This window comes from Neisseria sp. RH3002v2f (genome assembly GCF_014596375.1).
In the GTDB taxonomy this organism is placed as follows: Bacteria; Pseudomonadota; Gammaproteobacteria; order Burkholderiales; family Neisseriaceae; genus Neisseria; species Neisseria cinerea.
This window is the reverse complement of the sequence record NZ_MAYZ01000019.1, coordinates 115025-135391: the sequence shown is the minus strand read 5'-3', so window position 1 is coordinate 135391 and position 20367 is coordinate 115025. Positions and strand designations below refer to the sequence as shown.

Below are 20367 nucleotides of genomic sequence, written 5' to 3'. Positions count from 1 at the left end.
CCGAGAATAATAGCCTATCCGATAAAACGGATAGGCCATAAAAAGATAGGCAACTGTGTCATGGCAGGCATGGCTTGGGATTTTTCTTAAACGCTTCTACTACCCGCTCCGACCCACATTATCTGCCTTTCGTTTTTTTTATTTTAATCGAAACCGATTTTTTTGCCTTTTTCTTCGGCAGCGCGGCAACAGACTTACCTCTTTCCTTTGCCTTGCAGTCTCGGGCTGCTTGTTTCTTTGCAACAGTTCTCGGCTTGCTTTGCACAACCGCCTTTGCCGGCTTGGCATATTGGGATGATTTAATCTTCCTCCGCCTACCCGCAACTCCTCCTGCAATCAAAATAAAATCGATTTTACTGGTATTCAAATCAGCACGGGCAACTTTAACGGTAACCCTATCCCCCATGTTGAAACGGATTCCGCTGCGTTCGCCTTCTATCGCCATGATTTCGGGGCGGAAATTGAAATAGTCTTCGCCCAAATCGCTGATGTGTACCAAGCCGTCAATGTGGATGCCGTCCAAAGTAACGAAGAGGCCAAAGTGGGTCATGCCGGAGATTTTGCCTTCGAATATTTCGCCGACTTTATCGCGCATATAATAGGTTTTCAGCCAGTTTTCCACGTCGCGGCTGGCGTCGTCGGCACGGCGCTCACAGAACGAGGTATGCACGCCCAAAGCCTGCCAGCTTTTGTTTGGCGTGTAGGTCTGCTGGTTCAACACAGCTTTGATGGCGCGGTGGACGGTCAGGTCGGGATAGCGGCGGATGGGCGAGGTAAAGTGGGCGTATGCTTCGTAGGCAAGACCAAAGTGTCCGTCGCAATGCGGTTCGTAAACTGCCTGCTGCATGGAGCGCAGCATCATGACTTGCAGCAATTCGGCATCGGGTCTGCCTTTGAATTGTTCGGCAAGCACGGCATAGTCTTTCGGCGTCGGTTTGTCTCCGCCGCCCAGTTGCAAACCCAATAAGCCGAGCTGCTCGCGCAGGGTGGCGAGTTTTTCGGGTGTCGGGCCCAAGTGATTGCGGAATAGTGCGACATGTTTGTTTTTCATCAAAAACTCTGCCGCACAGACGTTCGCCGCCAACATACATTCTTCAATCAGCTTGTGGGCTTCATTACGGACAACGGGAACGATTTTTTCGATTTTACCGTTATCGTCGAAAAGCATTTGGGTTTCGATACTGTCAAACTCTACCGCGCCACGTTCGAAGCGTTTTTTCTGAAGGATTTTGAAGAGTTTGTAGAGGGTGTCAATTTGGGCTTTGTGCGGATGGTCGAGGCCGTCTGAAATCCAATCCCAGACTTGATTGTAAGTCAGACGGGTATGGGAACGCATAACCGCAGGGTAGAAGCGGTATTCTTTAATATTGCCCGCGTAAGTGATGACCATATCACACACCATGCACAAACGCTCGACATTAGGATTGAGCGAGCAAATGCCGTTGGACAGATTTTCCGGCAACATGGGAATCACGCGGCGCGGGAAGTAAACACTGGTGCTGCGTTCCTGAGCGTCCGTGTCGATAGCGTCATCGGGGCGGACATAATGGCTGACATCGGCAATCGCCACAACCAAACGGTAATTGCGTCCGATTTTTTCGGCAAACACGGCATCGTCAAAATCACGCGCCGTTTCGCCGTCAATCGTTACCAAAGGCAAATCGCGCAAATCGACGCGGCCTTTCAAATCACTTTTACGAACATGGTCGGGGATTTTTCTCGCAGCTTTGGCACACGCTTCGCTGAATTGGTGCGGTAAATGGTGTTTGCGCACGGCGATTTCGATTTCCATGCCGCTGTCGGCATAATCGCCCAATACTTCAATGATTTTCGCTACGGCTGGGCGGTTCTGCTCGGGATAAGTCTCGATTTCGCCGACGATGACCTGACCGGATTCGGGTTTGAAATGCGCGACACTGTCAGGTTCCAAGACAATGCTTTGGTTCAGGCGTTTGTCTTCTGCTTCCAAAATCGCCACGCCGCGATCCATATAGAAACGACCAACCACTTTGCTTTGCGCGCGTTCTACAATATCCAAAACCGTACCTTCGCGGCGGCCTCTGCGGTCGATGCCGGCAGGGCGGACGGTAACAATGTCGCCGTGCATGATGCCGCGCATTTGGCGTTCGTATAAAACGAAATCGCCGTCTTTGGTGGGCGTGAGCGGTACGGCGAAGCCGAAACCGTCTTTGTGTGCCTCGACACGGCATTTGACCAAATCTAATTTGTCCGCCGCGCAGACCGCACCGCGACGGTTGATTAAAACCTGACCGTCCCGCGCCATCGCTTTCAGACGACGTTCGAAAAATTCATACTCTTCTTCCTTAATCGACAATTCGCGTGCCAAAGCTTCAATCTTGGACGGTACGCCTTTACGTTCAAGCAGCTCGACAATCCATTCCCTACTTGGCAAGGGATGTTCATAACGCTGTTTCTCCCGACTCAAAAACGGGTCTTTTTCCCGTAAATTTAAATATTTAATATTTTTGTTCATTTTGACCGTTGACATTCTTTTTATGACCTATATAATAGCGACTTCTTTGCGGAAGGACACTGTACCGCAAAACAGTGAATAAAGCAAAGCCCAGGTGGCGGAATTGGTAGACGCGCTAGCTTCAGGTGCTAGTATCCTCACGGGTGTGGAAGTTCGAGTCTTCTCCTGGGCACCAATCATGCTTTGCTTTATTTAGATATTTATATTGCCCAGGTGGCGGAATTGGTAGACGCGCTAGCTTCAGGTGCTAGTATCCTCACGGGTGTGGAAGTTCGAGTCTTCTCCTGGGCACCAATAATAATTTATCCTGTTAAGGGTAAATTCCGCCATTAGAGAGGTGGATGAGTGGTTTAAGTCGCACGCCTGGAAAGCGTGTATACGTGAATAGCGTATCGAGGGTTCGAATCCCTTCCTCTCTGCCAGTTATACTTTCAAAAGTTTTATAAACTTTTAAAATAAGAAAAAAGCTCCATAAATACTTATGGGGCTTTTTTCTATCCAACCTTAAAAACACTTTTCAACAGATTTAAATCTTTTTTGTTTTTTGGTATTTTATCTGATATCAGACAACTAACGTATGAAATATACCTGTCGGCTATCATAAGTCAGGATTTTACCGTCAAGGCTGCTGCATTCGAACTAAACACCCCCTGTTTTCACCTGCCTCTTCCATATAGCCAAACTGCTTCTCTGCACGTAAACACCATGTAACACATACAATTTCAGCACAAACATATCACTTTTTTTTCATACCATATCCAATATAAATGTTCTAAAAACAAATGCCGTCTGAAACACTTTCAGACGGCATTAACTCATCATTCAAACATCAATCCAGCTTTTTAAAATGACGACGGCGTTCCAATTCGCTCAAGTAACGCTTACGCAGACGGATGGATTGCGGCGTGATTTCTACCAGCTCATCATCATCGATAAACTCGACCGCACCTTCCAGCGTCAGTTTAATCGGCGTAGTCAGGCGCACCGCTTCGTCAGTGCCGCTGGCACGGACGTTGGTAAGTTTTTTACCTTTGAGCGGATTAACGACCAAATCGTTTTCTCGGCTGTGAATACCGATAATCATGCCTTCGTAGATTTTGTCGTTGGGTGATACGAACATACGGCCACGGTCTTCAAGATTCCACAAGGCGTAAGCAACCGCCTCACCCTGCTCTTGGGACACCAGTACGCCGTTGTGACGGCCGGGCATATCGGGTTTTACGGGCGCATAGTCGTCGAACACGTGGCTCATCAGACCGACACCACGCGTCAGAGTCATGAATTCGCCTTGGAAACCGATTAAGCCGCGCGCAGGAATATGGTATTCGAGGCGGGTACGGCCGTTGCCGTCGCTTTCCATATTGGTCAATTCGCCACGGCGACGACCGAGTTCTTCCATTACCGCGCCTTGGTTGTCGTCGGGTACGTCCACAGTCAGGTTTTCATAAGGTTCGCATTTTTGACCGTCGATGTCGCGGTACACAACGCGCGGCTTGCCGACTGCCAGTTCATAGCCTTCGCGGCGCATGTTTTCCAGCAAAATGGTCAGGTGCAGTTCGCCGCGCCCGGATACGCGGAACACGTCGGCATCGGCGGTGTCTTCCACGCGCAGGGCAACGTTGGTCAGTAATTCTTTTTGCAGGCGGTCGCGGATTTGGCGGCTGGTCACGAATTTGCCTTCGGTACCCGCGAGTGGGCTGGTGTTCACCATAAAGTCCATGGTCAGCGTCGGTTCGTCCACGCTCAACATCGGCAGACCTTTAGGGTTTTCTTTGTCGGTGATGGTTACGCCGATACCGATGTCTTCGATACCGGAAATAATCACGATGTCGCCGGCTTCGGCTTCTTCAAGCGGTATGCGTTCCAAACCTTTGAAACCCAACAGTTGGTTGATGCGGCCTTGGGCGATTTGCTGATCGTGATTCATCACGGCAACGACCTGACCGGGTTTGATACGTCCGTTCAAGATACGACCGATGCCGAGACGGCCGGTGTAGTTGTCGTAGTCGAGCTGGGAGATTTGCAGTTGCAGCGTTTCGTCCGCGCTGCCGCTCGGTGCGGGCGTGTGTTTTAAGATGGTGTCGAACAGCGGACGCATGTCGTTGCTCTCGTCAGTTTCTTCCAGTTTGGCGAAACCGGACAAACCGGAAGCGTAGACAATCGGGAAGTCCAACTGCTCGTCGGTTGCGCCCAAGTTGTCGAAGAGTTCGAAAGTTTGGTCGATGACCCAGCTCGGACGAGCGGACGGTTTGTCGATTTTATTGATGACGACGATCGGTTTCAGTCCCAAAGCCAAGGCTTTTTTAGTTACAAAACGGGTTTGCGGCATCGGACCTTCTTGCGCATCCACCAACAATACGACGCAGTCCACCATACCCAAAACGCGCTCCACTTCGCCGCCGAAGTCGGCGTGTCCCGGCGTGTCGACGATGTTGATGTGGTAGCCTTCGTAATCGATGGCGGTGTTTTTGGCGAGGATGGTAATGCCGCGTTCTTTTTCAAGGTCGTTGCTGTCCATCACGCGCTCGTCAACCTGCTGGTTGGCGCGGAATGTACCGGATTGGCGCAGCAGTTGGTCAACTAATGTGGTTTTGCCGTGGTCGACGTGGGCGATAATGGCAATGTTGCGAATTTGTTTCATGGTTAATATTTTTCAAAATCTAGAAAAGATAACTGCACATTGTACCATGATTTATTGAATGCCATTGAGAAAATGGCAGTGCTTTTACCTTTCAGACGGCATTCTCATGCAGACCGGCCGTTATATTGTTTCTCAGCCACCTTGCTGCCGGGGCGATTTCCCCCGCCAGCAATCCGGCCTTGATGCCCGCCGATTCCATCATGACATCTGCCGCCGCACCGTGCAGCCAAACTCCGGCACACGCTGCTTCAAACGGTTTCAAGCCTTGCGCAAGCAAACTTCCGACTATACCGCCTAACACATCTCCGCTTCCCGCCGTAGCCAGCCCGGCATTACCGCTATGGTTGACATAGATTTCCGTATCCGGTGCTGCAACCAGTGTTTTGTGTCCCTTTAAAACCACGGTTGCACCGAAAATTTCCCCTATCTTCCTTACTGCCACCGTCCGATCTGCCTGAACCTGTACAACCGTCGTTCCAAGCAGGCGCGCGGCTTCGGCGGGATGCGGCGTTAAAATCAGATTTTTACACCCCCGCGCCATACTTCGGATTTCAGTATCGGCTGATAATATATTCAATGCATCCGCATCCAAAAGCATCTGGCTGTCCGCATGTTCCGTTAAAATTCCGGCAAGCGTTCCGACCGCCGCCCTACCTGTACCCAATCCGCAACCGACAACCCAGGCGCTTATATCCTGACGTTTGGCCAAACTGTCCGCCGTATCCAGCATAATCTCGGGAAAACCGGCAATGACGGCAAAAGGCAGCGTATCCTGATTGAAACCTGCCCACACCTTGCCGCAGCCAAGATACATCGCCGCGGATGCTGCTAATATGGGCGCGCCGCTCATACCCGTAGCACCGCCAACAACCGCCAGCGTGCCGAAAATGCCTTTATGGGCATTTTCAGGCCGCACCTTGAAAGCCCTGGGAAACTGAGATACCGTCTGAAGCATACGGCGGCGGCTTTCTCCTGAAATGCGGAAAACGGGAAACATTATCCCTCCAATCGGTTAAAATAAGGCTTGAAGAAACTGATTTTACCGCCGGAAACCGATTATGAAAAACAAAACCAAAGTCTGGGACTTCCCCACTCGCCTTTTCCACTGGCTGCTTGCCTCATCACTGCCCTTTATGTGGTATAGCGCAAAAGCCGGAGGCAGCCTGCTTCAATGGCACACGCGTATCGGGCTGCTCATCCTTTTCCTGCTCATATTCCGTATATGCTGGGGTATTTGGGGCAGCGATACCGCCCGTTTTTCCCGTTTTGTCCGCGGATGGACGGGTATCAGGGAGTATATGAAAAACGGTATTCCCGAACACGTCCAACCCGGACACAACCCCTTGGGCGCACTGATGGTCGTTGCGCTTTTGACCGCCGTCTCATTTCAAGTCGGCACCGGGCTTTTTGCCGCCGATGAAAACACCTTCAGCACCAACGGCTACCTCAACCATTTGGTTTCCGAACATACAGGCAGCCTTATGAGGAAAATCCACCTCAACTTTTTCAACCTGCTCGCCGTTTTTTCCGCCATTCATATCGCTGCCGTCGCCGCGTACCGAGTGTTCAAAAAGAAAAATCTGGTTATGCCGATGATTACAGGCTTCAAATATATCGAAGGCAAAACTTCCATACGCTTTGCCGGCAAAGCCGCGCTTGCCGCTGCATTATTGATTGCCGCACTTACCGTAGCTGCCGTTTTATTCCTTTCCTGAAATTTGAACATTATGCCGTCTGAAGCCTTTTCACCTTTCAGACGGCATTTTGACAAATCCGTCACACATCCTGCTTAAGCGACTCCGAATCTATTTGCAATTTCCACATATTAGTAATACTTGGTATAAAATGCCTCCTTTTCCCAATCCCAAAACACAGTACATAATGCCGTCTTAGCATCATCCATTTCTCTGACAGCATAAAAACAAGGAAATATACCATGCCAGACTACCGCTCCAAAACCTCCACCCACGGCCGCAATATGGCGGGCGCACGCGCATTGTGGCGCGCCACCGGCGTGATGGAAACCGACTTCGGCAAACCTATTATCGCCGTTGCCAACTCGTTCACCCAATTCGTGCCCGGCCATGTCCACCTACACAACATGGGTCAGCTGGTTGCCCGCGAAATCGAAAAAGCCGGCGCAATCGCCAAAGAATTCAACACCATCGCCATCGACGACGGCATCGCCATGGGACACAGCGGCATGTTGTACTCCCTGCCCAGCCGCGATTTGATTGCCGACTCCATCGAATACATGGTCAACGCCCACTGCGCCGACGCGCTGGTATGCATTTCCAACTGCGACAAAATCACCCCGGGAATGCTGATTGCCGCCATGCGCCTGAACATCCCGACCATCTTCGTTTCCGGCGGTCCGATGGAAGCGGGCAAGGTCATCGGCGTGGCCAACATCCAACCCGAACGCCGCTTGGACTTGATTGACGCCATGATTGAATCGGCGGACGACAATGTCAGCAACCAACAGGTTGAAGAAGTTGAACAAAATGCCTGCCCGACCTGCGGCTCCTGCTCCGGCATGTTCACCGCCAACTCCATGAACTGCCTGACCGAAGCGCTCGGCCTGTCCCTGCCCGGCAACGGCTCCTACCTCGCCACCCACGCCGGCCGCAAAGAATTGTTCCTCGAAGCCGGCCGCATGATTGTCGAAATCACCAAACGCTACTATGAGCAGGACGACGAAACCGTGCTGCCGCGCAGCATCGCCACTAAAAAAGCGTTTGAAAACGCCATGACCATGGACATCGCCATGGGCGGCTCCACCAACACCATCCTGCACTTGCTCGCCGTCGCCAACGAAGCGGGCGTGGATTTCAAAATGGCCGATATCGACCGCTTAAGCCGCGTCGTGCCCTGCATCTGCAAAACCGCGCCAAACAATCACGATTATTATATGGAAGACGTGCACCGCGCAGGCGGCATCTTCGCCATCCTGAAAGAATTGGACAAAGCGGGCAAACTGCACACCGACGTGTACACCATCCACGCGCCGACGCTGAAAGACGCGATTGAAAAATGGGACGTAACCAATCCTGAAAACACCCACGCCATCGAACGCTTCAAAGCCGCGCCTGGCGGCGTACGCACCACACAAGCGTTCTCGCAAAACCGCATGTGGAAAACCCTCGACCTCGACCGTGAAAAAGGCTGTATCCGCGATGTCGAACACGCCTACTCGCAAGACGGCGGTTTAGCGGTCTTGTTCGGCAATATCGCCGAACGCGGCTGCGTAGTGAAAACCGCAGGCGTGGACGAGAGCATCCTCAAATTCACCGGCCGCGCCCGCGTGTTTGAAAGCCAAGAAGACGCAGTAGAAGGCATTTTGGGCAACCAAATCGTGGCTGGCGATATCGTCATCATCCGCTACGAAGGCCCTAAAGGCGGCCCGGGCATGCAAGAAATGCTATACCCGACTTCCTACCTGAAATCCAAAGGTTTGGGTAAAGCCTGTGCCCTGCTGACTGACGGACGCTTCTCCGGCGGTACTTCTGGCCTCTCCATCGGCCACGCTTCACCTGAAGCGGCAGAAGGCGGTGCCATCGGTTTGGTACACGAAGGCGACACCATCGAAATCGATATTCCAAACCGCAGCATCAACCTGAAAGTGTCCGACGAAGAACTCGCCGCCCGCCGCGCCGAAATGGAAGCGCTCGGCAGCAAAGCATGGAAGCCTGAAAACCGCGACCGCTACGTCTCCGCAGCCCTGCGTGCCTACGGCGCGATGGCGACTTCCGCCGACAAAGGTGCGGTGCGCGACGTATCGCAAATCGAAAGATAAGCCCTTCCGAAACGCGCGGCAAATGCCGTCTGAACAGCAAAGGTCTGATTATGGACAAATTTATCTGGGCGATGGCGGTATTTGCCGCGATTTTGGCTCTCGTTATCGGTGGCGGTTTTACTGCATTAGAATACCTCAAGCAATCTCCTTATACGGTAAAACAAGAGGCTCAGGACAAAATAACGGAAAACACGCCCACTTCCCAAGTTACCGGAAAAACGACAGCTTCAAAAAGCGGAAAACCACCTGAAAATGCAGGTACGGAAAAAACCACCGGGAGTGTCTCTATCATCGGTGTCGGCGACATCATGCTCGGCAGTAATTATCCTGCCGCCTACTTACCCGATACCAATATCCTGAAAAATATTGAAACCGTACTGCAAGATGCAGACATCACCGTCGGAAACCTTGAAGGCACTTTGTTTGACGAAGGCGGTACGCCGAAAAAATGTGCCGACCCAAAAATCTGTCCCCTTTTCCGTACACCCTCTTCATACGGGCAATATCTTGCCGATGCCGGTTTTGATTATCTCAACCTTGCCAATGACCACATCAACGACTTTGGCGAACAAGGCATAATGGCAACCGCCGTCAACCTGGAAGAACTGAACATCAAATTTTCCGGTATCGAAAATAAATTTGAGACCGCCATACTGAAGAAAAACGGTGTGAAATACGGCTTCGTATCATTTGCCGCAAGCCCGGCCGCCGTCAAATTGAATGATTACGCAAAAGCCAAAAGACTAATTGCGCAAACTAAAGAAAAAACCGATATCGTCATCGTCATGTTTCATGTCCGGACAGAAGGCAGGCAGGCAGAACAGCTACCTTTCTCTACCAAAATATCTCATGGGGAAAACAGGGGAAATGTTGTCGAGTTTGCAAGGCTGGCCGTCGATTCCGGCGCGGATGTTGTATTCGGACAGGTACCGCGCGTAACACGCGCCGTCGAACTTTACAAAAACCGCTTTATCTCGTACGGCAGCGGCAGCCTTGCCGCCTACACTGCAACCGACAATGAAGGAATCGGCGGCATTGCACCCATTTTCAAAATTATTACGGACAAACAAGGCAAATTTATTTCCGGAACCATCATCCCGATTACCCAAGCCAGCGACAAAACTCCCAAAATCGACCCTGAAAAAACCGTTATTGAGCGGATTATTTATCTGAACCACAGCGATTTCCCCAACGGGAACGGACTGGATGTCTCCCCCGACGGCAGCATCACGCGCCGGTAAAAGATATTCAAAATAATGTCTAAAAGAAAATGCCGTCTGAAACCTTTCAATGTTTCAGACGGCATTTTTGCAATCATCAATAATCGACTTTAATCCGTGAGGCTTTTTCCACTTCGGCGATCTCGCCTTCCAGCTCAAACTGTAAGGGATACAGGTTAAGCTTTTCCATCAGGATTCTATCGCCGTCCTCATCAGGATTGCCTGTGGTCAACAGCTTGTCGCCGTAAAAAATCGAGTTCGCGCCCGCCATGAAGCACATCGCCTGCATTGCTTCAGGCATATTGCTGCGCCCTGCCGAGAGGCGGACATAACTTTGCGGCATGGTAATCCGCGCTACGGCAATCGTACGGACAAATTCAGTCCAATCCAAATCTTCCGCATCGGCCAGCGGCGTGCCTTCCACTTTGACCAGCTGGTTAATCGGCACGCTTTCGGGCTGCGGGTCGAGGTTGGCTAGACTGGCAATCAGTCCTGCACGCTCGGCACGGGTTTCGTTCATACCGACGATACCGCCGCAGCAGATTTTCAAACCGGCGTTGCGGACTTTACCCAAGGTATCCATACGGTCTTCGTGTTTACGGGTATGGATGATGTCGTTATAGCGTTCCGGATCGGTATCGAGGTTGTGATTGTAATAATCCAAGCCTGCCTCTTTAAAGTCTTCCGCCATGCCGTCTTCGAGCATACCGAACGTACCACAGGTTTCCATGCCTAATCCCTTGACGGCTTTAATGATTGCGGAAACCGTCTCCACGTCTTTAGGTTTGGGACCGCGCCACGCCGCGCCCATACAAAACCGGCTGGCACCGCGCGATTTGGCGATTTTGGCTTTTTCGACAATTTCATCCACATCCATCATCTGCTCTTTGCCCAGATTGGTATTGTGGTGCGCCGATTGCGGACAGTAGGCGCAATCTTCGGGACACCCGCCGGTTTTGATCGACAACAAAGTGGAAAGCTGGATTTCTCGCGGATTGAAATTCGTTCTGTGAACCTCTGCCGCACGATAGACCAAATCAAGAAAAGGAAGTTCGAAAAGTGCCTCTATATCACATTTTTTCCAATAACGGGCAGTAGGATGCGGCTTGCGCTCAGTTTGGCGGCGTAAAGCAACCGGTGAAACAGTCATGGTGTGTTCTCTCATGTTTGACAGTGTCGCAATGGCACTGCCGGCTTTACCGTCGGCGTAATGACGACGGCTGCGGGTTCATCATACTATTAGTACCTGCAAGTGTAGCGCGTTTGAAAATACGGGGCAAACGGTTTTTATCCCTGCTTTACATATGCAAAAATGCCGTCTGAACGGTTTCAGACGGCATTTTTGCTTCCTGACTATCTTAAAGCTTCAAGCAGCTTTCCGTGTATCCCGCCGAAACCGCCGTTGCTCATCACCAAAATATGGTCGCCGGCTTCGGCGTTTTTCACGATTTCGGCAACGAAGGCATCGAAGTCTTTGCCGACGTGCAGCTTGCCGCCCAAAGGCGCGAGGGCTTCGGCGACGTCCCAATCCACGCCGCCGGCGTAGCAGAACACTTGGTCGGCACCTTTGAGACTTTCGTGCAGGGCGGCTTTCATGGTGCCGAGCTTCATGGTGTTTGAACGCGGCTCAAGGACGGCGAGGATGCGGGCGTTTCCAATGCGCTGGCGCAGGCCTTCGATGGTGGTTTCGATGGCGGTCGGATGGTGGGCGAAGTCGTCGTAAACGGTGATGCCGTTTACCGTGCCTTTGATTTCCATGCGGCGTTTGACGTTTTTAAACGCGCTCAAGGCTTCGCAGGCCGTCTGAATATCGACTCCGGTATGACGTGCGGCGGCGATGACGGCGAGCGCGTTCATGCGGTTGTGTCCGCCCATCAAGTCCCATGCGACGTATCCGGCTTTTTTTCCGTCAAGCAATACGTCGAATGAGCCGTCGGCATTGACTTCGCCGAGCTGCCAGCCGTGTTCGGTACCGAATTTTTCCGCCGGCGTCCAGCAGCCTTTGTCCAAAGTGTCTTGCAGGCTTTGCTGCTGTCCGTTGCAGACGATTAAGCCTTCAGACGGCACGGTGCGTACGAGGTGGTGGAACTGAGTCTGTATCGCGCCTAAGTCGGCAAAGATGTCGGCGTGGTCGAATTCCAGATTGTTCAACACGGCGGTACGCGGGCGGTAATGCACGAATTTGGAGCGTTTGTCGAAAAAGGCGGTGTCGTATTCGTCGGCTTCGATGACGAAAAACGGCGATTTGCTGTTCGGGTCTTGACGCGGCGTTTGCGGCAGTCGGGCGGAAACGCTGAAGTTTTCCGGTACGCCGCCGATGAGGAAGCCCGGTGCGAGTCCGGCATATTCCAAGACCCATGCGAGCATGGACGCGGTAGTCGTTTTGCCGTGCGTCCCCGCCACGCCGAGTACCCAATGATGGTGCAGCACGTTTTCCGACAGCCATTGCGGACCGGAAATATAAGGCAGGCCGCGGTTCAAAATCGCTTCAACCACATCCATCCCGCGCTTGGCGACATTGCCGATAACGTAAACGTCGGCTTTAAATTCGTCCAACTGCGCGGCATCGAAGCCTTCGTGCACGTCTATGCCCAAGGCTTCGAGCTGGGTGCTCATCGGCGGATACATCTTCGCGTCGCAACCGCTGACTTTGAACCCGGCTTCTTTGGCAATGGCGGCCACTCCGCCCATAAACGTGCCGCCGATACCGATAATGTGGATGTGTTTCATCAGAGTTCCCTAATCGTTCAAATTCTATTGTTCAACGCCGTCATGGCTGATTCGGTTTCAATCAATGCGTCTTTGCACCGGTATTCGAAGCATCCTTATGCGTATTCTCTTTCGGATTTTGGACGTGTTCGTCCTTCCTCATATCCAAATTGTCATCAACCCCTGTGTTTTCCGCCCTGTCTTTTACTGCCGGCCTAACCGAACTGTATACCTGATCACGCCCCAAACCTGCGTTGGTACAATGTTTTCCCGGAGTTTGGCTGTAACTGGTTTTACCATTATGGCGGCACTCGTAAACATTTGCCGAAAATACGGTCTGAACCGCTGCAACAAGCAACATACTTCCGATAATTTTAGATACTCGCATATTAACCTCCTTTATTGTTCTTCTTTAAAAAAAGGAATGTATTTCAATAGAACTTCATCTAATTCTTTCATTCCTTGCTCATAATTGAATGGGTATTCCCAATCATCTCCTACTTTGATTTCAGAAATGTCTTTAAACTTCCGCTTAAGAGCGGATACTTTGTCCATATCGTCATCAATTTCCTGTTTGCCAAATGGTATTTTTCGCTTTTCTAATATCTCATCATAATAACAAGATAAATTAAGTAATAGCCCCCAAGCGCTATTTGCGATTACGACTAATCTATGTTTTTCTCTGGTTAAGTAATCTGCGCCACTATCATAGATTGCTCTTGTCGGATCATAAAAAAATTCGCAATTTTTCATGGTGCCCTCACACTTCAACCAATTCACAATTTTATACCCACTGCTCATAAAACGAGCATTACATATTACAGATTCCCAATAACGCCGTAAATCTTCCGTATTTATCAACAAACAATCTACTTGGTTAATAGCTGTTTTGTTTTCTAGTAAACTTTAACCCGTGGATTTCATAAAATTTTTTACCAAATTCTTTATTTGTTAAGATTCCATTAACCCGATTTTGAGCAATATCTGTCAAAACCATTTCCACCACATCCAAAACAAAACCGCCGCCGCCATGGCATTAGACAATAAGATGAGTTTCCACTGACCTGTCTTATGCGGTACGTCCCTTCTCGGCTTCAAAACGCCGCCATAAAAAAACGGCGACAGCAGCATAGAAGCGATACATAAGAAAATCAATACGCCGTAATAGATTTTTTCAGACGGCATTTCTTTTCCTCAATACGCTGCCCGTTGGCGCATCTGTTCAAACAGGCAGATTGTCGCCGCCATCGCGACATTTAAAGACTCGATTGCATCCTGCATCGGAATCCTGACACACTTGTCCGCCCTCTCTAAAACTGCTTTACCGACACCCGCGCCTTCGTTGCCAAACACCCAGGCTGTCGGTCCGCACAAATCTTCGCCATACAGAACTGCCTGCTTTTCCTCACGCAACGCGGTGGCAAACACACGGTCTTCATAGTGCGCCAACCATATTTCCAAATCCGTCTGCGGATAAATGTCCAACAGGAAATGCGCGCCCATACCCGCGCGTAATACCTTGGGCGACCAAACATCCGCTGAACCCCTGCCCAAAACGACCGTACCTACCGCTGCCGACGCCGCACTCCGTAAGACGGTGCCGACATTGCCCGGATCTTGCACGCCGTCCAAAACCACACAGTCGCCTTTGTCCGGCAAGGTTCCGCCCAATGGGATATCAATCAGTGTAAATATATCGTCTGCACAACTCAAGCTGCTGATTTTTTTCAATATGCCGTCTGAAACGGAAAAAATCCTGTCTTCCGGCAAAACCGCCGTCAATTTACGGACTTCTTCAGACGGCATTTTAGCTTCGGGAATATATACCCCGACCGGCTTTCTGCCGGATTGCAGGAAAACCTGAAGCAGGTGGACTCCCTCCAAAACGGTTTGGGCATACTGCCGCCTGAACTTCCCCTGCGACAACAGGCGCTGAAGATGCCTGATTTGTTCATTATTTGGCGAACTGATTTGCTTCACTTTACAGCCTTTTCAAGAATATATAATCGGACGGTATCCAATCGTCCACTAAGTAACAGCGATTTCGATTCCATCAAAATAAAACGGGAAAATCTGGATGTACGGGTAAAATGCCGTCTGAAACGGACAATCGGAAATCGGTACAGCAATTTGCCAACACAAGAGGACGGTTTTCCCTGTCAGCCACAACCGGCCAAAACGTGCGTAAGGCGGGTAAAACCCGTTTTTCCTGAAGGATTTTCTTCATATTTTTATGAATCCCGCCTATGGTTAGGCTGTCCGACGGCAAAACCGGCCGTAAAATCCCATCCTGTTCCAAAAGATGCTCAGGAAGCCCAAACGGATGACGTTTTAAAACAAATCCCTGCCCCGTCAATATTTCCCTTAAATTTCCGCTTATCTGCCTGTCTTTCAAAAACAGTAGTTTATCCATTTTTTCCAATGGGAACACAAACAGCCTGCCTGCATAATGATGCAATTCGAAGCCTTGCAAGCTCCAACGTCCGGTTTTTGCCTCTGCCAAAACGCGGGCAATATCGGCAAGGGCATTCTGATTGGGTAAGGGAACCGCATTTTCCTTCAAAAAATACCGCAAAATATGGGTTCTCCGACGAGGAGAAAACGTCAGCCACCGCGCCGTATCGAATCCTCCTGCCCCGCAGACAAAACGGTAGTCCTGAACGACAACTTCATCCAATAAAGCCAAATCTTCCTGCAAAACACGGATATTGTTCAACACATGACGGTCAAAATCAGGAATTCTTGCCGACAACTCAGGCAGAGCACTATGCCGGAACCAGTTCCGCAAATAACCCGTATCAGTATTGCTTTCATCCTCGATGTTCGACAAACCCTGTCTTTCCGCATAATCCTGCAATTCTTGGCGTGAAAAAGGCAGCAAAGGCCGCCAGATTATGCCCCTCGTACCTAAAGGACGTACAGACGGCATAGAGGACAAAGCGCGCAATCCCCCACCGCGTGCCACGGCGAGCATAAAGGTTTCGATTTGGTCGTCCCGATGGTGTGCCAAAGCAAGAATATCAAATTCTTTCTCCGAAAATACGGCATAACGCTTCTGCCTTGCCGCCGCTTCAATGCCCAAACCGTTTTTTTCCACACTGACCCTGACCGTTTCCAGCCTTACGCCCAGTGTATCGCAATAATTCCGGCAGAAATCCGCCCAAGCGTCGGCATGGGGACTCAAGCCGTGGTGGATGTGCAAAGCCTCAGGAATAAAGCCGCCCTTTTTTCCGGCACAAACAAGCAAGTGCAGCAAAACCACAGAATCCAAACCGCCGCTTAATGCTACCGCAATTTTTTGCCCATCCACCCCTTGAGGGAAACAGTTTCTCAATTGCTGTTCAAAAACATCCAAGGTCAACACAATTTTTTTCCGACAAAGAAAAAGCAAGCAGTTTCAAACAAACTGCTTGCCGCTGGTCCCATTTGAATTATTGCTCAGAAAATTTGCCGTAAGCCATGATGCGGTCAAAACGGCGGGAAAGCAAATCGGAAATCGGCATACTTTGAGCATCATGCAACTGTTTTTCCAAAACAGTTTTGACATTTCCCATAGTCTGCCCGAAATCCCTATGCGCACCACCCAAAGGCTCTTTAATGATGGTATCGATAAGCCCCAATTTTTGCAGGCGGTCAGCGGTAATGCCCAAGGCCTGTGCCGCATCCGCCGCTTTTTCGGCAGTTTTCCATAAGATGGAAGCGCATCCCTCAGGGGAAATAACGGAATAAGTCGAATACTGCAGCATATTGACATAGTCGCCCACGGCAACCGCCAGCGCACCACCCGAGCCCCCTTCTCCGATGACCGTACACAAAACCGGAACGCGCAAGCGCGTCAGTTCATACAAATTTTTACCGATAGCCTCGGACTGGCCGCGCTCTTCTGCACCGATACCCGGATAAGCACCCGGCGTATCGATAAAGGTGATAACCGGTAAGCCGAATTTCTCCGCCGTTTTCATCAGGCGCAAAGCCTTCCGATAACCCTCCGGACGGGGCATACCGAAATTACGGCGGATTTTTTCTTTAGTATCGCGCCCTTTCTGATGGCCTACCACTACAACGCTCTGTCCGTTAAACCGTGCCAATCCGCCTACAATCGCATGGTCGTCGGCAAAATGACGGTCTCCGTGCAGTTCTTCAAAATCGGTAAACAGTGCCTCAATGTAATCTAAAGTATAAGGACGCTGCGGATGCCGGGAAACCTGTGAAATTTGGGCAGGCGTAAGTTTGCTGAAAATAGACTTGGTTAAATCATCGCTTTTTTTCTGCAAACGGTGTATTTCATCCGAAATATCGACAGCGGATTCATCCTGAACAAAACGCAGTTCGTCGATTTTTCCGGTTAGTTCGGCTATAGGTTGTTCAAAATCCAAAAAAACAGGTTTCATAAAATGAAGCTCTCATCAACAGATTCTACCGTTATCATACGCTATTTGTGCATATTACGCAGTTAATTTATTGCCGCAGACCGTTTCCCGCCCACTATTTTCATATTCGGGCGTATGGGAAACAAAGGATTAGTGTATATACACTAGTTATAAAGCTGCGTATCTTATGCTAAACTCAAAACAAATTCAATTGCTTCAAAAATCATAATGAAAGATAACAATGATTCTTCTGCCATACGGCTGGACAAATGGCTGTGGGCCGCGCGCTTTTTCAAAACCAGGTCGTTGGCACAAAAACATATCGAACTGGGCAGGGTTCAGGTAAACGGTTCAAAGGTTAAAAACAGCAAATCCGTCGGCATCGGCGATATTATCGAGCTGACGCTCAATTCCCTACCCTATAAGATCGAAGTTAAAGGTTTGAACAATCAACGCCGTCCGGCACCGGAGGCGCGTTGCCTTTATGAAGAAGACCAGGCAACGGCAGACTTGAGGGAAAAACGCAGGCAGCTCGACGAATTCAGCCGTATCAGCCACGCGTATCCCGACGGCAGGCCGACTAAGCGCGACCGCCGCCAACTGGATAAAATGAAAAAAGGAAGCTGGTAGTCCGATTCCGTTTCCGGTGGCTGTTTGGATTTCAGACGGCAACAGTAAATGGTCTAACTTGCTTCGTTTATCCATGCCTGCTGTACGGCTTCAAGAATGCGTTCTCCGCAACGCGCCGGATCATCGTCGAATTCGGGAAGCGCCATAATCAAATCTCTCAATTGGGTAAAGCGCAGGCTTTTGGGGTCGATATCTTCGCCGTGAAGGTCGTAAAGGTCTTCAGCGATACGTTGTGTGTCTGTCCATTTCATATTAATTCTCCTGTATTTCCCGGCCTTTCAACCGTATAGAATATGTTCCAAATGCATACCTGCCAAGGATAGCCGAATGAATAATGCCTTAACCGCCAAACTGTCCAAACTGGTTTATACCGCTCCGGACAATCCCGATTTCCTTCCCAAAATAGGGGAATTTGACCGTCTGGTTCTATTGGTCCGCAGACTGTATCAGATACTCGACGAACAAAATGCCCTTTCCCAGCTGACGCTTTGCATCCGCTGTCAAAACCAAAGGGGGCTTATTGTCCTAGACGGTACACGGGCTGATTCCGATGCTGCAACAATACGTATGAAGCGGTGGCATATTTATACCCAAATTGCCGAACGTATGGCAAACCGTTATGACCGGATTTCCGTAACAATTGAAAATGAGACTGCTAATCCCACCCAACTTGAACAATACTATCTGGATATTGCCGATAAAACTGTCACTCTTTTTGGATTAAAGGAAGCGAAACTGCAGCAGCAAAAATATCCGGAAGATAAAACGCAGCAACAATCAATATTGAAAAAGCTATCCGAAAAGCCCGGTCAAAAACTGAGTATGATTAATACGAAAGCCAAAATAGAGCAATATGCGGCAAATCAGACACAAATACCTCTAAAAATTGCCCGACAACGGTTTATCTACCGCCCAAACTAAACTCCGGTTTACCCGTATCAAATACGGGATTACCCTTCTGCTCCGGCTTATGCATATCCAATGCCGTCTGAACCACATGATGTTTCAGACGGCATTGCGTCAATGGTCCTCTCGGGCATGATTGATAGTATATTTGGGAATTTCCACGACCAAATCTTCATCTGAGACGACTGCCTGACAGCTTAAACGTGAATCGGCTTCCAAACCCCATGCTTGGTCGAGCAGGTCTTCTTCCAATTCGGTCGGCTCTTCCAAACTGTCAAAACCTTTGCGGATAATCACGTGGCAGGTGGTGCAGGCACATGATTTTTCGCAGGCATGATCGACTTCGATGTCGTGGTCGAGCAGCACGTCAAGGACGGTTTGTCCTTCCGGTGCATCTTCGATAACCGCGCCTTCGGGGCATAATGTCGCGTGTGGGAGTACGGTAATTTTTGGCATTTTTATTGTCTCGGTTGTTTAAAAGTGGTTGTGGTTAACATGGTTTCAGACGGCCTTGGTTATTCAATATTCAGTCCGTCTGAAAAATAGGTTCATAACATGATGCCTTTACTTCTTAAATTTTCCAGACACTCATCTAGATAAGCATCATCATGTTCGGCATAAATCGGCGAAATAGATACTTCAATCGCGTGCGAATGGTATGGGGCAACGGCTTTGCCGCGATATAGCGGATCTTTCCATAAAACATCCGGTTTGTAACCGCGCTTTTCCATCTCTTCCATAATCAACGCGTGATACAGATAGAGTTTGTAGGGTGAATGGGTAAAAACGTAATTAACCGTCGCATGCGGCCTGCCCCAGCCCGCTCCGCGTAAAGCGGCACATTCGCGATGCTGCCCTAAAAGTTGGGCGCGGGGGAGAATGGGGATAAGGGTTTGGTGCCAGAGTCTCATTGTGATTTAAATAATTTTGAGTAATCTTCGTAAGCTATCTTCAAATCCTTTTTTGAGTAGGTAGTGTAAATATGAAGACCTTCTTCAATTCCAGTGGTTAGCTTTGCTCCACTTTTTCCAAAGTATTCATTTTTATATATCCGTACTTTGGATTTTTTAGGTTTATACATATCTTCCGAAGAAATGAGATTCCTTAATATGGAAGGATTTTGTCGGTGCTTTTCCTTAACAAAGGAAACAAATGCACTTCTGTTTACTTCAAAAGCTTTTTCTTGCTGATGTTCTTTAACCGTTTTCTCAAAACCCAACTCTGCTATTTCATTTTTAGGAAATACAATTTCCCCCCCTTAGTGAGAGAAAAAGCCTTTTCACAAGATTTTCATCAATTGCAAAAAGCTCAGTTTCCCCTATTCGGCTCTTACAGAAAATTTCATGAAGCAAGGTTTCTTTTTCTTTGTAATTGTCGGTTTTGATGGCAAGGATGCGTTCCAATCCGGCAACGTTCGCATAGCCGTTGTTTTCCAAATGGCGCATTCTGCCTTCAAAATTGCTTACGTCCGAAATACCAATTTTATATACACCTTTGATGACGGTTTTCATCAGGTAAACAATGCCTGCTTTTTCCATTGTTGCTCTTTATTTTTATTTCTGCGAGATGATATTTTTTCAGACGGCCTCTTTATCCAATGC

The 20367-nt window shown here is 49.6% G+C and carries 19 protein-coding genes, 3 tRNA genes and 1 pseudogene; 8 read left to right on the top strand and 15 right to left on the bottom strand.

What is annotated here, in order from left to right; translation table 11 throughout:
- Nucleotides 1-118: 118 nt before the first annotated feature.
- Nucleotides 119-2494, bottom strand: coding sequence for a ribonuclease R (rnr, locus tag BBW69_RS03240; RefSeq protein ID WP_188210400.1), 2376 nt, complete (start codon nucleotides 2492-2494; stop codon nucleotides 119-121).
- Nucleotides 2495-2582: 88 nt separating this feature from the next.
- Between rnr and BBW69_RS03235 the strand changes: the two genes are divergently transcribed.
- The 3 genes from BBW69_RS03235 (at nucleotide 2583) to BBW69_RS03225 (ending at nucleotide 2916) form a co-directional block, all read left to right on the top strand.
- Nucleotides 2583-2669 (top strand) — tRNA-Leu (locus tag BBW69_RS03235).
- Between the two features lie 32 nt (nucleotides 2670-2701).
- Nucleotides 2702-2788: transfer RNA gene (locus BBW69_RS03230), tRNA-Leu, on the top strand.
- A gap of 37 nt (nucleotides 2789-2825) precedes the next feature.
- Nucleotides 2826-2916, top strand: a tRNA-Ser gene (locus tag BBW69_RS03225).
- Nucleotides 2917-3323: 407 nt separating this feature from the next.
- On the opposite strand, the gene typA is transcribed toward BBW69_RS03225, so the two are convergent.
- Together typA and BBW69_RS03215 are read right to left on the bottom strand one after the other, a co-directional pair.
- On the bottom strand, nucleotides 3324-5135 hold the full coding sequence (typA, locus tag BBW69_RS03220; RefSeq protein ID WP_188210399.1) for a translational GTPase TypA: 1812 nt from the start codon (nucleotides 5133-5135) through the stop codon (nucleotides 3324-3326).
- 91 nt (nucleotides 5136-5226) lie between these two features.
- Nucleotides 5227-6132, bottom strand: coding sequence for an NAD(P)H-hydrate dehydratase (locus tag BBW69_RS03215; RefSeq protein ID WP_188210398.1), 906 nt, complete (start codon nucleotides 6130-6132; stop codon nucleotides 5227-5229).
- Between the two features lie 61 nt (nucleotides 6133-6193).
- Between BBW69_RS03215 and BBW69_RS03210 the strand changes: the two genes are divergently transcribed.
- From BBW69_RS03210 to BBW69_RS03200, 3 genes are all read left to right on the top strand, one after another.
- Entirely contained in the window at nucleotides 6194-6850 is a 657-nt protein-coding gene (locus BBW69_RS03210) for a cytochrome b/b6 domain-containing protein (protein WP_188210397.1), read from the top strand.
- A 221-nt stretch (nucleotides 6851-7071) separates the two neighbouring features.
- Nucleotides 7072-8931: a dihydroxy-acid dehydratase gene (ilvD, locus tag BBW69_RS03205; protein ID WP_188210396.1), complete on the top strand. Its 1860-nt coding sequence runs from the start codon at nucleotides 7072-7074 to the stop codon at nucleotides 8929-8931.
- A gap of 50 nt (nucleotides 8932-8981) precedes the next feature.
- Entirely contained in the window at nucleotides 8982-10172 is a 1191-nt protein-coding gene (locus BBW69_RS03200) for a CapA family protein (protein WP_188210395.1), read from the top strand.
- Nucleotides 10173-10248: 76 nt separating this feature from the next.
- Here BBW69_RS03200 and bioB read toward each other — a convergent pair whose 3' ends face one another.
- From bioB to BBW69_RS03160, 8 genes are all read right to left on the bottom strand, one after another.
- The gene (gene bioB / locus BBW69_RS03195; protein WP_188210394.1) at nucleotides 10249-11301 is read right to left on the bottom strand and encodes a biotin synthase BioB; all 1053 of its coding nucleotides are present in this window, start codon (nucleotides 11299-11301) and stop codon (nucleotides 10249-10251) included.
- A gap of 203 nt (nucleotides 11302-11504) precedes the next feature.
- Nucleotides 11505-12881, bottom strand: coding sequence for a UDP-N-acetylmuramate:L-alanyl-gamma-D-glutamyl-meso-diaminopimelate ligase (gene mpl / locus BBW69_RS03190; RefSeq protein ID WP_188210393.1), 1377 nt, complete (start codon nucleotides 12879-12881; stop codon nucleotides 11505-11507).
- A gap of 61 nt (nucleotides 12882-12942) precedes the next feature.
- Nucleotides 12943-13248 (bottom strand): DUF4124 domain-containing protein, encoded by a 306-nt coding sequence (locus BBW69_RS03185; protein WP_188210392.1) that lies wholly within the window; start codon nucleotides 13246-13248, stop codon nucleotides 12943-12945.
- A gap of 11 nt (nucleotides 13249-13259) precedes the next feature.
- Nucleotides 13260-13613, bottom strand: a complete 354-nt coding sequence (locus BBW69_RS03180) for a hypothetical protein (RefSeq protein ID WP_188210391.1) — start codon at nucleotides 13611-13613, stop codon at nucleotides 13260-13262.
- Between the two features lie 234 nt (nucleotides 13614-13847).
- The gene (locus BBW69_RS03175; RefSeq protein WP_188210390.1) at nucleotides 13848-14045 is read right to left on the bottom strand and encodes a hypothetical protein; all 198 of its coding nucleotides are present in this window, start codon (nucleotides 14043-14045) and stop codon (nucleotides 13848-13850) included.
- A gap of 9 nt (nucleotides 14046-14054) precedes the next feature.
- Entirely contained in the window at nucleotides 14055-14840 is a 786-nt protein-coding gene (locus BBW69_RS03170) for an RNA methyltransferase (RefSeq protein WP_188210389.1), read from the bottom strand.
- 73 nt (nucleotides 14841-14913) lie between these two features.
- Nucleotides 14914-16224 (bottom strand): tRNA lysidine(34) synthetase TilS, encoded by a 1311-nt coding sequence (tilS, locus tag BBW69_RS03165; RefSeq protein WP_188210388.1) that lies wholly within the window; start codon nucleotides 16222-16224, stop codon nucleotides 14914-14916.
- Between the two features lie 67 nt (nucleotides 16225-16291).
- Complete coding sequence (locus tag BBW69_RS03160) at nucleotides 16292-17251, bottom strand: acetyl-CoA carboxylase carboxyltransferase subunit alpha (RefSeq protein WP_003675358.1); 960 nt, start codon at nucleotides 17249-17251, stop codon at nucleotides 16292-16294.
- Between the two features lie 207 nt (nucleotides 17252-17458).
- Here BBW69_RS03160 and BBW69_RS03155 point away from each other — a divergent pair, with 207 nt between their 5' ends.
- Nucleotides 17459-17860: an RNA-binding S4 domain-containing protein gene (locus tag BBW69_RS03155; protein ID WP_188210387.1), complete on the top strand. Its 402-nt coding sequence runs from the start codon at nucleotides 17459-17461 to the stop codon at nucleotides 17858-17860.
- A gap of 53 nt (nucleotides 17861-17913) precedes the next feature.
- Here BBW69_RS03155 and iscX read toward each other — a convergent pair whose 3' ends face one another.
- On the bottom strand, nucleotides 17914-18111 hold the full coding sequence (gene iscX, locus BBW69_RS03150; protein ID WP_107860022.1) for a Fe-S cluster assembly protein IscX: 198 nt from the start codon (nucleotides 18109-18111) through the stop codon (nucleotides 17914-17916).
- A 76-nt stretch (nucleotides 18112-18187) separates the two neighbouring features.
- Between iscX and BBW69_RS03145 the strand changes: the two genes are divergently transcribed.
- Nucleotides 18188-18781, top strand: a complete 594-nt coding sequence (locus tag BBW69_RS03145; RefSeq protein ID WP_188210386.1) for an amino acid permease — start codon at nucleotides 18188-18190, stop codon at nucleotides 18779-18781.
- Between the two features lie 99 nt (nucleotides 18782-18880).
- Here the strand turns inward: BBW69_RS03145 and fdx are convergent, their stop codons facing one another.
- From fdx to BBW69_RS03130, 3 genes and pseudogenes are all read right to left on the bottom strand, one after another.
- Nucleotides 18881-19222, bottom strand: a complete 342-nt coding sequence (gene fdx / locus BBW69_RS03140; RefSeq protein WP_107860020.1) for an ISC system 2Fe-2S type ferredoxin — start codon at nucleotides 19220-19222, stop codon at nucleotides 18881-18883.
- A 92-nt stretch (nucleotides 19223-19314) separates the two neighbouring features.
- Nucleotides 19315-19677 (bottom strand): TIGR02328 family protein, encoded by a 363-nt coding sequence (locus BBW69_RS03135; RefSeq protein WP_188210385.1) that lies wholly within the window; start codon nucleotides 19675-19677, stop codon nucleotides 19315-19317.
- A pseudogene (locus BBW69_RS03130) lies at nucleotides 19674-20304 on the bottom strand (GIY-YIG nuclease family protein). Before BBW69_RS03130 ends, BBW69_RS03135 begins: the two are co-directional and overlap by 4 nt.
- Nucleotides 20305-20367 lie beyond the last annotated feature (63 nt).

Bases quoted from the DNA above. Each gene is read 5' to 3' on its own strand.
- BBW69_RS03185 (WP_188210392.1), bottom strand. From the start codon at position 13,248: ATGCGAGTATCTAAAATTATCGGAAGTATGTTGCTTGTTGCAGCGGTT.
- BBW69_RS03160 (WP_003675358.1), bottom strand. From the start codon at position 17,251: ATGAAACCTGTTTTTTTGGATTTTGAACAACCTATAGCCGAACTAACC.
- bioB (WP_188210394.1), bottom strand. From the start codon at position 11,301: ATGACTGTTTCACCGGTTGCTTTACGCCGCCAAACTGAGCGCAAGCCG.
- BBW69_RS03135 (WP_188210385.1), bottom strand. From the start codon at position 19,677: ATGAGACTCTGGCACCAAACCCTTATCCCCATTCTCCCCCGCGCCCAA.
- BBW69_RS03210 (WP_188210397.1), top strand. From the start codon at position 6,194: ATGAAAAACAAAACCAAAGTCTGGGACTTCCCCACTCGCCTTTTCCAC.
- BBW69_RS03155 (WP_188210387.1), top strand. From the start codon at position 17,459: ATGAAAGATAACAATGATTCTTCTGCCATACGGCTGGACAAATGGCTG.
- BBW69_RS03175 (WP_188210390.1), bottom strand. From the start codon at position 14,045: ATGCCGTCTGAAAAAATCTATTACGGCGTATTGATTTTCTTATGTATC.
- BBW69_RS03145 (WP_188210386.1), top strand. From the start codon at position 18,188: ATGAATAATGCCTTAACCGCCAAACTGTCCAAACTGGTTTATACCGCT.
- typA (WP_188210399.1), bottom strand. From the start codon at position 5,135: ATGAAACAAATTCGCAACATTGCCATTATCGCCCACGTCGACCACGGC.
- iscX (WP_107860022.1), bottom strand. From the start codon at position 18,111: ATGAAATGGACAGACACACAACGTATCGCTGAAGACCTTTACGACCTT.
- BBW69_RS03215 (WP_188210398.1), bottom strand. From the start codon at position 6,132: ATGTTTCCCGTTTTCCGCATTTCAGGAGAAAGCCGCCGCCGTATGCTT.
- rnr (WP_188210400.1), bottom strand. From the start codon at position 2,494: ATGAACAAAAATATTAAATATTTAAATTTACGGGAAAAAGACCCGTTT.
- BBW69_RS03180 (WP_188210391.1), bottom strand. From the start codon at position 13,613: ATGAAAAATTGCGAATTTTTTTATGATCCGACAAGAGCAATCTATGAT.
- BBW69_RS03200 (WP_188210395.1), top strand. From the start codon at position 8,982: ATGGACAAATTTATCTGGGCGATGGCGGTATTTGCCGCGATTTTGGCT.
- fdx (WP_107860020.1), bottom strand. From the start codon at position 19,222: ATGCCAAAAATTACCGTACTCCCACACGCGACATTATGCCCCGAAGGC.
- mpl (WP_188210393.1), bottom strand. From the start codon at position 12,881: ATGAAACACATCCACATTATCGGTATCGGCGGCACGTTTATGGGCGGA.
- ilvD (WP_188210396.1), top strand. From the start codon at position 7,072: ATGCCAGACTACCGCTCCAAAACCTCCACCCACGGCCGCAATATGGCG.